Origin of the sequence: Amycolatopsis sp. VC5-11, assembly GCF_037034185.1 — a bacterium.
Lineage (GTDB): Bacteria > Actinomycetota > Actinomycetes > Mycobacteriales > Pseudonocardiaceae > Amycolatopsis > Amycolatopsis nivea.
Genome location: NZ_JBAGKF010000021.1, coordinates 1 through 11041, shown reverse-complemented (window position 1 = coordinate 11041; position 11041 = coordinate 1). Strand labels below are relative to the sequence as shown.

General features: G+C 70.3%; 13 protein-coding genes. 10 read left to right on the top strand and 3 right to left on the bottom strand.

Going from position 1 to position 11041, the window contains the following annotated elements:
- Positions 1 to 3: 3 nt before the first annotated feature.
- The 5 genes from WA670_RS38505 (at position 4) to fahA (ending at position 5193) form a co-directional block, all read left to right on the top strand.
- A complete protein-coding gene (locus WA670_RS38505; protein ID WP_037812558.1) occupies positions 4 to 1338 on the top strand; it encodes an MFS transporter in 1335 nt (444 codons plus the stop codon).
- A 43-nt stretch (positions 1339 to 1381) separates the two neighbouring features.
- The gene (locus WA670_RS38500) at positions 1382 to 1921 is read left to right on the top strand and encodes a MarR family winged helix-turn-helix transcriptional regulator (protein WP_037812827.1); all 540 of its coding nucleotides are present in this window, start codon (positions 1382 to 1384) and stop codon (positions 1919 to 1921) included.
- Between the two features lie 82 nt (positions 1922 to 2003).
- On the top strand, positions 2004 to 3203 hold the full coding sequence (locus WA670_RS38495) for a homogentisate 1,2-dioxygenase (protein WP_043830279.1): 1200 nt from the start codon (positions 2004 to 2006) through the stop codon (positions 3201 to 3203).
- Positions 3170 to 4027 carry a hypothetical protein gene (locus WA670_RS38490; RefSeq protein ID WP_336161129.1) on the top strand — a complete coding sequence of 286 codons (858 nt, stop codon included), beginning with the start codon at positions 3170 to 3172 and terminating at the stop codon, positions 4025 to 4027. Before WA670_RS38495 ends, WA670_RS38490 begins: the two co-directional genes overlap by 34 nt.
- Entirely contained in the window at positions 4024 to 5193 is a 1170-nt protein-coding gene (gene fahA, locus WA670_RS38485) for a fumarylacetoacetase (protein WP_336161092.1), read from the top strand. Before WA670_RS38490 ends, fahA begins: the two co-directional genes overlap by 4 nt.
- A gap of 323 nt (positions 5194 to 5516) precedes the next feature.
- On the opposite strand, the gene WA670_RS38480 is transcribed toward fahA, so the two are convergent.
- Positions 5517 to 6146, bottom strand: a complete 630-nt coding sequence (locus tag WA670_RS38480; protein WP_134730614.1) for a CoA transferase subunit B — start codon at positions 6144 to 6146, stop codon at positions 5517 to 5519.
- Complete coding sequence (locus WA670_RS38475; RefSeq protein WP_037812574.1) at positions 6143 to 6853, bottom strand: CoA transferase subunit A; 711 nt, start codon at positions 6851 to 6853, stop codon at positions 6143 to 6145. The genes WA670_RS38480 and WA670_RS38475 overlap by 4 nt, the downstream gene beginning before the upstream one ends.
- 157 nt (positions 6854 to 7010) lie before the next feature.
- On the opposite strand from WA670_RS38475, the gene WA670_RS38470 reads away from it, so the two are divergent.
- A complete protein-coding gene (locus WA670_RS38470) occupies positions 7011 to 7778 on the top strand; it encodes an IclR family transcriptional regulator (RefSeq protein WP_336161091.1) in 768 nt (255 codons plus the stop codon).
- A 12-nt stretch (positions 7779 to 7790) separates the two neighbouring features.
- On the opposite strand, the gene WA670_RS38465 is transcribed toward WA670_RS38470, so the two are convergent.
- Entirely contained in the window at positions 7791 to 8162 is a 372-nt protein-coding gene (locus WA670_RS38465) for a winged helix-turn-helix transcriptional regulator (protein ID WP_037812581.1), read from the bottom strand.
- 141 nt (positions 8163 to 8303) lie between these two features.
- Between WA670_RS38465 and WA670_RS38460 the strand changes: the two genes are divergently transcribed.
- Genes WA670_RS38460 through WA670_RS38445 form a run of 4 tightly spaced genes read left to right on the top strand, consistent with a single transcriptional unit; the run spans position 8304 to position 10949 of the window.
- Positions 8304 to 8699: a hypothetical protein gene (locus tag WA670_RS38460; RefSeq protein ID WP_037812583.1), complete on the top strand. Its 396-nt coding sequence runs from the start codon at positions 8304 to 8306 to the stop codon at positions 8697 to 8699.
- Positions 8696 to 8869, top strand: a complete 174-nt coding sequence (locus WA670_RS38455; protein WP_167754226.1) for a hypothetical protein — start codon at positions 8696 to 8698, stop codon at positions 8867 to 8869. The genes WA670_RS38460 and WA670_RS38455 overlap by 4 nt, the downstream gene beginning before the upstream one ends.
- 50 nt (positions 8870 to 8919) lie before the next feature.
- The gene (locus tag WA670_RS38450; protein ID WP_037812584.1) at positions 8920 to 9600 is read left to right on the top strand and encodes a response regulator transcription factor; all 681 of its coding nucleotides are present in this window, start codon (positions 8920 to 8922) and stop codon (positions 9598 to 9600) included.
- Complete coding sequence (locus WA670_RS38445; RefSeq protein ID WP_037812586.1) at positions 9597 to 10949, top strand: sensor histidine kinase; 1353 nt, start codon at positions 9597 to 9599, stop codon at positions 10947 to 10949. The genes WA670_RS38450 and WA670_RS38445 overlap by 4 nt, the downstream gene beginning before the upstream one ends.
- Positions 10950 to 11041: the final 92 nt, after the last annotated feature.

The following is an 11041-nucleotide window of genomic DNA, read 5'->3' as shown; positions in this document are numbered from 1 at the left end:
CCCATGTCCGTCCCCGCCGCAGCCGCCACCACGGCGGACTCCCCGCTGGCCAGACGAACCGTCCGCAAGGTCGGCGTCCGCGTCATGCCGATCGTCCTGCTGCTCTACATCTTCAACTACATGGACCGGGCGAACATCGGCTACGCCCAGCTCGGCATGGCCAAAGAGCTCACCATCACGGCCGCGACCTTCGGCGTCGCGTCGGCGATCTTCTTCCTCGCCTACGTGGTGTTCGAGGTGCCCAGCAACATGATCATGAAGAAGGTCGGGGCCCGGCTGTGGCTCAGCCGGATCGCGGTCAGCTGGGGCATCGTGACCGTGCTGACCGGGTTCGTCGCGAGCGTGACGCACCTGATGATCGCGCGGATCCTGCTCGGCATCGCCGAGGCGGGCCTGTTCCCCGGGCTGCTGCTGTACTTGACCTTCTGGTTCCGCGGCAAGGAACGCGGCCGGGCCATCGCGACGCTCGCGCTCGCGCAGCCGATCGCGCTGATCCTCGGCAGCCTGTTCGGCGGCTGGATCCTCGACCACGTGCACTGGTTCGGGATGAGCAGCTGGCAGTGGGTGTTCATCCTGCAGGGCGCGCCCGCGGTGCTGATCGGCCTGCTGACCTTCTTCTACCTGCCGAACAAGCCCGCCGACGCCAAGTTCCTGACCGCCGAGGAAAGCTCCTGGCTGCAGGCCGAGATCGACCGCGAGTACGTGCCGGAGGAGAAGGAGACGTTCCTCGGCCAGCTGCGCGCGGTGCGCGACGGCAAGGTCCTGCTGCTGGCGATTTCCAACCTCTTCATCGCCTGCGGCCTGTACGGGCTCACGTTCTTCCTGCCGCTGATCGTGAAGCAGCTCGACCCGAAGTACTCCTCCACCAACATCGGCCTGCTCGGCGCGATCCCGTACGTCGTCGGCGCGGTCGGCATGCTGCTGCTCGCCCGCAACTCCGACCGCACCGGCGAGCGCAAGGGCCACGTGATCGCCACCGTGCTGGTCGCGGCGATCGGGTTCTTCGGCGCGATCCAGTTCAAGACCGTGCCGGCGTTGTCGCTGATCAGCCTCTCGCTGGCGGCGATCGGCGTGCTCGGCTACCTCGCGCCGTACTGGGCGATGGCCGCGCGCGTGCTGTCGAAGGAGCACACGGCGGTCGGCCTGGCCGCGATCAACTCGATCGCCGCGCTCGGCGGGTTCTTCGGGCCGTACGCGATCGGGCTCGCGGCGACCGAGAGCGACGTGACGATCGGGCTGTACTTCCCGATCGGCTGCCTGGTCGTCGCCGCGGCGATGCTGGCGTTCCTGAAAGTGCCGCGCGACGCGGGCGCCCGCCTGGCTCGTCCGGTGAAGTAGTTTCGAGTTTGATTATCCCGGCGGCGCGGTTACAGTGCTGTCCATGCAGGACCCCGCCGCGCCGCCGGACCCGGACTCGCTCGACTTCTGGTCGTTCATCGCGCTGGCCAACCGCAGGCTGGCCGACGAGTTCGGGTTCCGCCACCAGCTGGCGACTGAGGTGCTGCTGACGTTGAACCGGGCATCCAACCTGGTCACCTACGACCTCGAATCCGCCGTGCACCGGCCGCGCGGGCGGTCGTGGTCGGCGTTCCGGGTGCTGTTCGTCGTGTGGCTCGCCGGGCCGCTCGAACCGTCGGCCGCCGCGCGGCTCACCGGCATGAGCCGGGCGGCGGTCTCGAATCTCGCGAAAACCCTGGTCAGCGAGGGTTTGCTGACCCGGACGCCCGGCGAGACGGACGGCCGTTCGGTGCGGCTTTCGCTCACCGAGGCCGGGCACGCCGAGATGCTCGAGGTGTTCGAGGCGCAGAACGAACGCGAGGCCGGGTGGGTCGAGGTGCTCACCGAGGCCGAGCAGCGCGTGCTGGTGATGCTGCTCGACAAGCTCATCTCCGGCCGGGCGGGCTTCGCGACCCGCCGCTAGCCCTTCCCCTGGTCCAACTCGGGGACTAGGCTGGTCGGAAAGTAGTACATACTTTGATTACTTCGCGCCGAGGAGGCGACCCATGGCCTACTACCGCAGCGCGGGCAGCATCCCGCCTAAGCGGCACACCCAGCACCGCACGCCCGAAGGCGGGCTCTACTCCGAGGAGCTGATGGGCGAGGAGGGCTTCTCGTCGGACTCGTCGCTGCTGTACCACCGCGGCATCCCGTCCGCGATCGTCGACGCGACGCCGTGGGAACTGCCGGACCAGACGCTCACCGAGAACCGGCCGCTCAAGCCGCTGCACCTCAAGCTGCACACGCTGTTCCCCGGCCAGGAGTGGAAGAGCGCGGACGTCGTGAACAACCGGCGGCTCGTGCTCGGCAACGGCGACGTGCGGATCTCCTACGTCGCCGCCGGCGAGGCTTCTCCGTTGTACCGCAACGCGATCGGCGACGAATGCGTGTACGTCGAGTCCGGCGAAGCGGTCGTCGAGACGGTGTTCGGCGCGCTGCCCGCCCGCACCGGCGACTACGTGATCCTCCCCCGCGCCACCACGCACCGCTGGGTGCCGAAGGGGCCGGAACCGTTGCGCGCCTATGTGATCGAGGCGAACTCGCACATCGCGCCACCGAAGCGCTACCTGTCGCGCTACGGCCAGTTGCTGGAGCACGCGCCCTACTGCGAGCGCGACCTGCACGGCCCGGCCGAACCGCTGGTCGTCGAAGGCACCGACGTCGAGGTGCTGGTGAAGCACCGCGGCTCGCGCGGCGTCGTCGGCACCCGTTACGTGTACCCGACGCACCCGTTCGACGTGGTCGGCTGGGACGGCTGCCTCTACCCGTACACGTTCAACGTCTCCGACTTCGAGCCCATCACCGGCCGCGTGCACCAGCCGCCGCCCGTGCACCAGGTGTTCGAGGGCAACAACTTCGTCATCTGCAACTTCGTCCCGCGCAAGGTCGACTACCACCCGCTCTCGATCCCGGTGCCGTACTACCACTCCAATGTGGACTCCGACGAGGTGATGTTCTACTGCGGCGGGAACTACGAGGCGCGCAAGGGATCCGGCATCGGCCAGGGCTCGATCAGCCTGCACCCCGGCGGCCACAGCCACGGCCCGCAGCCGGGCGCGGTGGAACGCTCGCTCGGCGCGGAGTTCTTCGACGAGCTGGCGGTCATGGTCGACACGTTCCGCCCGCTGGAGATCGGCGAGGGCGGCCACGCGAGCGACGACCCCGGCTACGCCTGGACCTGGGCAGGACGGGGACCGCAGTCGTGACCGACGCACTGACCCGCGGCCTCCTGGACGACGCGGCGGTCTTCCCGCCCGGCCTCGCGCCGCTGCCGGACGCCGTCGCCGCCCACGACCGGCACACCGCTTCGCCGTACGCCGCGATGGTCGGCCCGCTGGTCGTCGCCGCGTCCGGCTTGGCGGAACTGGCTGAAGTCGTCGCAGGCCGCGAAACCCCGTTGCCGCTCACCGTGACGCTGCCCGCCGGGCCGGGCGGGATCGCCGACGTGCTCAAGGCGGTCGACGGGCTCCCGGTGTCGGTCGAATCGCTGGAAATCGCGGTGCCGCAAGGAATGGCTGTCGATGAGTTTCTGTCCGCAGTGGACGGTTGCCCGGTGCCGGTCGCCGTGGAGATCCCGCGCGACGAACGCCGGGTTCCGTTGCTGCGGGCGCTTTCCGGCACTCCGCACAAGGCGAAGTTCCGCACCGGCGGGACGTCGGCCGAGTACTACCCGGACGAAGCCGAGCTCGCCGCCGCGATCCGCGCGACCGCCGAGGCGGGCGTGCCGTTCAAGGCGACCGCGGGCCTGCACCATGCGATCCGCAACACCGACCCGACCACCGGTTTCGAACAGCACGGTTTCCTGAACCTCTTGCTCGCCGCCGATGCGGTCGACCGCGGCACCGACGACGCGGAAGTCGTTGCCCTGCTTGCCGAACGCGACGGTGCCGCGGTCGCCGACCGGATCCGCGCGCTGGCCCCGGAACGCCTGGCGGCGGCGCGCGCTAAGTTCACCTCGTTCGGGACCTGCAGCATCACCGACCCGCTCACCGAACTGACAGACCTAGGCCTGATCGGAGCCCCCGCATGACCGTGCTCGACATTCCCGCCGGCTCCCCCTTCGGCGTCGAAAACCTGCCGTACGGCGTCTTCTCGGCAGGCGGCGGCAGTCCCCGGGTGGGCGTGCGCGTGGGCGAGCACGTGCTGGACCTGTCGATCGCCCTCGGCGACGAGGTGTTCGCCGAGCCGACGCTGAACGCCTTCATGGCACAGGGTTACGACCGCTGGGTCGAGGTCCGCACGCGGCTGCAGACGCTCGTGACCGGCGAGGTGCCCGCCGAAGCCGTGCACGCGGTCGCCGACGTCAAGCTGCACCTGCCCATCGACGTCGCCGATTACGTGGACTTCTACGCCTCGGAACACCACGCGTCGAACGTCGGCCGGCTGTTCCGTCCGGACGCGGAACCGTTGCTGCCCAACTGGAAACACCTCCCGGTCGGCTACCACGGCCGCTCCGGAACGGTCTACGTGTCCGGCACCGACGTGGTCCGCCCGAGCGGCCAGCGCAAGGGCGAGGACGGCCCGGTCTTCGGCCCGAGCACCCGCCTGGACATCGAAGCGGAACTGGGCTTCATCGTCGGCGCGGGCACTCCGGCCAACACCCCGATCTCGCCGGACGACTTCCCTCGCCACGTTTTCGGCGCGGTCCTGCTGAACGACTGGTCGGCCCGCGACATCCAGGCCTGGGAGTACGTGCCGCTGGGCCCGAATCTGGGCAAGAGCTTCGCGACGTCGATCTCGCCGTGGGTGGTCCCGGTGCTGGCGCTGGCCGAGGCCCGGGTGCCGCTGCCCGGGCAGACCTCGCCGGAACCCCTGCCCTACCTGCGGGAATCGTCGCCGTGGGGCTTGGACATCACGCTCGCCGTGGAGTGGAACGGCCAGGAGGTGGCGCGCCCGCCGTACCGCGAGATGTACTGGTCCCCGGCCCAGATGCTGGCCCACCTGACCGTCAACGGCGCCTCGGCCCGCACCGGCGACCTCTACGGCTCGGGCACGATCTCCGGCGCGGACCCGGCGGAACGCGGCTCGTTCCTGGAACTCTCCTGGGGCGGCCGGGATCCGCTGACCGTCAAGGGCGAATCCCGCACCTTCCTCCAGGACGGGGACGAGGTCGCGATCACCGGCGCCGCCACCACGGGCAGCGGCGCGAAACTGGGCTTCGGCGAGGTCCGGGGGCGCATCCTTCCCGCTCAGTAACCAGCGCAACGTACGTGAGGGGCCCCTGAGGGAATCAGATTCCGTCAGGGGCCCCTCACGTACGTCCCCAATGCCACATTGGGTGCATCTGACGCACCCAATGTGGCATTCGGTGCGTCTCACGCACCCAATGCCACATTGGGGCGCTAGCCCCGCCCCCCAACCGCGGCCAGTGCACCCAACCCACCAACGCACCCACCCTCCCCCGCGCCCCGATACGAAGCCGAAACGCGGCGCGGGGGTGCTGGTCAAGGCATCTTTCCCGCCTTGACCAGCACCCCCGCGCCGTCGTCACAATCAAGCTTCGGGGTGCCCAACCGCAGCTACTCCGCGATCGGAGCCCCAGTCTTCTCCCGCACCTCGTCAAGAGAAACCCCCGGCGCCAGCTCCACCAGCTTCAGCCCGTCGTCGGTAACGTCCAGCACCGCCAGATTGGTGATGATCCGGTTCACCACTCCGGCCCCGGTCAACGGCAGCGTGCACTTCTCGACGATCTTCGGCGTCCCGTCCTTGGCGGTGTGATCGGTGATGATCACCACCCGGCGAGCCCCGGCGACGAGATCCATCGCCCCGCCCATCCCCTTGACCAGCGCGCCGGGCACCGTCCAGTTGGCCAGGTCGCCGTTGGCGCCGACCTGCAGCGCCCCGAGCAGCGCCAGGTCGATGTGCCCGCCGCGGATCATCGCGAACGACTCCGCGGAGTCGAACAGGCTGGCCCCGGGCTGCAACGTGACCGTCTGCTTGCCCGCGTTCACCAGGTCGGGGTCTTCCTCGCCTTCCCAGGGGAACGGCCCCAGTCCGAGAATCCCGTTCTCGCTGTGCAACGTCACCTGCACGCCGTCCGGAATGTGGTTCGCCACCTGGGTCGGAATCCCGATCCCGAGGTTCACGTAATCGCCGTCCCGCAGTTCGCGAGCCCCGATCGTGGCCATGTCGTCCCGAGTCCAGCTCACGCCGACGCCTCCTCACGCACGCGCACGGTCCGCTTTTCGATCTGCTTTTCCCGCGCAGTCGCCTGAATCAGCCGCTGCACGTAAATTCCCGGCGTCGTGATCCGCTCCGGATCCAGGTACTCGTCCGAAACCTGCTCGGCCTCGGCGACGGTCACCTTGCCGCAGGTCGCGACGAGCGGGTTGAAGTTCCGCGAGGCGTACCGGTAGATCAGGTTCCCGGCCGGGTCCGCGACGTACGCGTGCACCAGCGAAAGGTCCGCGACGATGCCGCGCTCCTGCACGTAGGTGACGCCGTCGAACTCGGCGTGCGGCTTGCCCTCGGCGATCGGCGTGCCGACGCCGGACTTGGTGTAGAACGCCGGGATCCCCGCGCCGCCTGCCCGCATCCGCTCGGCGAGCGTCCCCTGCGGGGTGAACTCGACCTCGACGGTCCCGTCGAGGTACTGCTGCGCGAACAGCTTGTTCTCGCCCACGTACGACGCGATCACCCGGCGCACCTGCCGGTTGTCGAGCAGAATGCCGAGCCCGGCCCCGTCGACTCCCATGTTGTTCGAGACGATCGTCAGATCGCGCACGCCCGAGTCCCGGACCGCCTCGATGAGGTCGTTCGGGTTCCCGGTGAGGCCGAAGCCCCCGACCGCGATCGTCAGCCCGTCCTCGAGCAGCCCGTCGAGGGCCTCCGCGGCGCTGCGGTACTTCGTCGGCACGGCATCCTCTCCACTTCGTTCGGTGAGTGGTCAGTCCCCGCATTCCACCCAGCGCAGGGGAAACGGGTCAACCGACACGCCGGGATCCCCGGCAAACCTCTCGCGCACCGAACACCCGCGCCCGATGCGTCCACTGAGCGGACGTACCCTCGTTCCCGTGCCCCCCTCGCCTCCCGACCACGTCGTAGGACGGGTGTCCGCGGTCCTGCGCGCATTGTCCGCCTTCCGCGACGGAGCGTCGACCTCGCAGTTGGCGCGCCAGTGCGGCCTCGCCCGGCCGACGGTGCACCGGCTGCTCGCGTCGCTGGCCGCCGAGGGCTACGTCGACCGCGACCGGCAATCCGGCCGCTGGTACCTGGGCCCGGAGTTGTACCTGCTGGGCGAGGCGGCCGCCCCGCGCTACGACGTGACGCAGCAGGCGCGCGCGAGCGTCCACCGGCTGGCCGCGGCGACCGGGGAGAGCGCGTTCTTCTCCGCGCGCCGCGGCAACGAGACGGTCTGCCTGCTGCGCGAGGACGGCGACTTCCCGATCCGGTCGTTCGTCCTGTACGAGGGCGCCCGGTTCCCGCTGGGCGTGGTGTCGGCGGGGCTGGTGGTGCTGTCGATGCTGCCGGACCGGGAGGTCGAGGAGTATCTGTCCACAGTGGACCTGACGGCCGAATGGGGCCCGGCGCACCGGGCGGAGGACGTGCGGGCCCGGGTCGCGCGGACGCGGGAGGACGGGTACTCGACCAACCCCGGACTGGTGGTCGAAGGAAGCTGGGGGATGGCCGCGGCGGTGTTCACGCCCACCGGGGAGCCCGCGTGGGCGTTGACGCTGACCGGGGTGGAGTCGCGGTTCCGGGCGGAACGGCGGGGCGAACTGGGGGCGTTGCTGCTCAAGGAAGCGCATGCGTTGACGAACTTGCTTCGGCAGCCCTCGTGAGCGGCCAGCCGCTCACGAAGCAGTAGCGGCGTTCTCCGCGTCGTAAGCCGCTCGCGCGGCCGTCACCTGGTCCATGTTCTGGCGGGCCCAGCGGTCCAGCAGGTCCAGCGGTTCGGCGAGGTTGCGGCCCAGCTGGGTGAGCTCGTACTCGACCTTCGGCGGGATCACCGGGTACGCGGTGCGGATCAGGATGCCGTCGCGGACCAGGCTGCGCAGGGTCTGAGTGAGGACCTTCTGCGAGATCCCGTCGACGCGCTTGCCGATCTCGGTGAACCGCAGCGGGCCGTCGGTCAGGGCGCCGACGATCAGCACCGTCCACTGGTCGCCGATGCGGTCGAGCAGCTGGCGCGTCGGGCAGTCGCGGTCGTACGGGTTTCCGAGCACGGCGGCCTCCTCACTCTCCGCAAGAGAGTAACACTCCCCCGGGCCGGCAGGCTTTACCGAACCCGAACATTCGTCCCACACCCCTCGTACACCCGCGCGCGACGGTGGTCTCCAGAACACCGACGCAGGAGGACGAGAACGATGCGAGGAACGAAGCGGCTGGCACTGGCGGGCTGCGGGATCGCGGCCGGACTGCTCGTGGCCGCGCCGATCGCCAGCGCCGACACGCAGGCGCCGGCCCCGGCTCCGGTCACGCTGAGCCCGCAGGAGGTGCAGCAGATGTGCACGGCCTGGGTGCCGAAACTGCACAAACAGGCCCAGAACCTGACCAACCGGATCAACGGCGGGCCGGAGGTTTCCGGGTCGGTCGCGAATCTCAAGGCACGCGCGAACGACGCCCGCACGAAGGGGCACACCGCGCAGGCCGACCGGCTGCAGAAGCGGGCGGACAAGCGGCAGAGCCGGATCGGGGAGCTGGCGAACGCGACGAAGCAGCTCGACGCGTTCACCGCGGCGCACTGCCAGGCGCCGAAGTGAAACGGCTGATCGCGATCGCCGCCGCGGCCGCTGTCGTCGGGCTCGGCTGCGTTGCGTGCGACGACAGTTCGGCGCCGTCGTCGGGGGCGGCGCCGGACGGCGACCTGAGCAGCATCCAGTCCACGCTGGACTCGATCCAGTCCGACATGGCGGGCGACGGGCAGCGGTGACCCGCGTACCGTTTCCCCCGACGTAGCCGGCCGGAGGAACGGGAGCCCGCATGGGGTCAGCTGGCCGCGGTCTCGTCCTCGTCGTGGAGGACGAGACCGCGATCGCCGAGCTCGCCGCGCTGTACCTGCGGCGCGACGGGTTCGGGGTGGAGGTCGAGCCGGACGGCGCGAAGGCGCTCGAGGCGATCCGCCGGCTGCGGCCGGTCGCCGTGGTGCTCGACATTGGACTGTCCGGAATGGACGGCATCGAGATCTGCCGGGCGCTGCGCGCGGCGGGCGACTGGACGCCGGTGCTGTTCGTGACCGCCCGCGACGACGAGCTGGATCGCTTGCTGGGCCTCGAAATCGGCGCGGACGACTATCTCACCAAACCGTTCAGCCCTCGCGAACTCGCCGCCCGCGTGCGGACTGTGCTGCGCCGCGCGTCCGGCGGTCCGGCCACGACACTGGCTTGCGGCGGCGTGCGCATCGACGTTCCCGGCCGTCGCGCTTGGGCAGGCGAGGCGGAGGTCACGCTCACCTCCACGGAGTTCGATCTGCTCGCTTACCTGCTGCGCCACCCCGGTCAGGTGTTGTCGCGCGATCAGCTGCTGAGCGCGGTCTGGGGCTACGCCGCGGCGGCCGGGACCCGCACGGTCGACGTGCATGTCGCGCAGCTGCGGGCAAAACTCGGCGACGACAGTCCGATTCGGACAGTCCGGGGCATCGGCTACGCGGCGGACGCCGGATGAAAACCACGCTCGCGCTCCGGATCACCGTGGTATGCCTGGCAGTTGCCGGGATCGCGGTGCTCGTGGCCGGGCTGGTCGCGTCCCGGCTGGTCCGCAGCACCGCCGATTCGGTGCTGCAGCAGTCGTTGCGGGATCAGGCGGACGTCGTCGCCGGGCAGCTCGACGGCACCAGCATCGGCAACCGGCTCGCGATCGGCAAAGTGGCGGCGGTCGTGCGGGGGCAGGGCATCGAGGTCGTCGTGCACCGGGTCAGCGGCCAGAATTCCGGGCAGGCGACGGCGGTGCGCGCGGCGGAACGGGCCGGCCTCACGTCCGGAAAGGACCGTTCGACGCGGGTCACGATCGGCAGTGTCGACTACCTCGTGGAAGTGCGCCCGGTCGGCCCGGAAGTCGCGTTCGCGCTCGTGCAGCCGGTGCGCAGCGCCGAATCCACGCAACATGCGTTGCTGCGCAACATCCTTCTGGCACTGGGCATCGGGCTTTTGGTCGCCGCCGTCGCCGGCTACGTCTCCGGTCGCTTGCTCGGCCGACCCCTGCGCCGCGCGGCCGCCGCCGCGGGCAGCATGAGCGCGGGCCGGCGCGACGTCCGGGTTCCGGTCGAAGGCCCAGCGGAGGTCGCGCAGGTCGCGGGCTCGCTGAACGAACTCGCCGACGCGCTGGCCCGCAGCGAATCCCGGCAACGGGAGTTCTTGCTGTCGGTGTCGCACGAACTTCGCACCCCGTTGACCGCGGTGACCGGTTTCGCCGAGGCGATCGCCGACGGAGTCGCGGAAGGCCCGGACGCCCGCCGCGCCGGCGAGACGATCCACCGCGAGGCCCAACGCCTGGAGCGGCTTGTGTCCGACCTGCTGGAACTCGCCCGCCTCGGGGCCGACGAATTCCAGCTCGACCTGGACGTTTTCGACTTCGCCGCGCTGGTCCGGGACTGCGCGGAGGTGTGGCAGCTGCGGTGCGCGCGCTCGGACGTCCCGCTGACCGTCCAGACGCCCCCGGGAGCCGCGATGGTCACCGCCGACGCCCGGCGGCTGCACCAGGTCGTGGACGGGCTGGCGGAGAACGCCCTGCGCGTCACGCCTGCGGGTGCGCCGATGGTGTTCGCCCTGGCGGTCGCGGACGGCCACGCCCACCTGTCGGTCCGCGACGGCGGGCCAGGGCTGGCGCCGGAGGACTACCCGGTGGCTTTCGAGCGCGGCGTGCTCAATGCGCGGTACCGCGACAGCCGCCCGGTCGGATCCGGCATCGGGCTCGCGCTGGCGCACGGACTGGTGACGCGGATGGGCGGGACGCTCACGGCCGGACCGGCGCCCGAAGGTGGGGCCGCATTTACGATCACGCTGCCGTTGGCCTAGTTCACGCACGCGCTGGCAGGGTCATCTTCGGCTGCGCAGCCGTTCACCATCACCCTGCCGCTGGCCTAATTCACGCACCAGCAGGCCGTCGT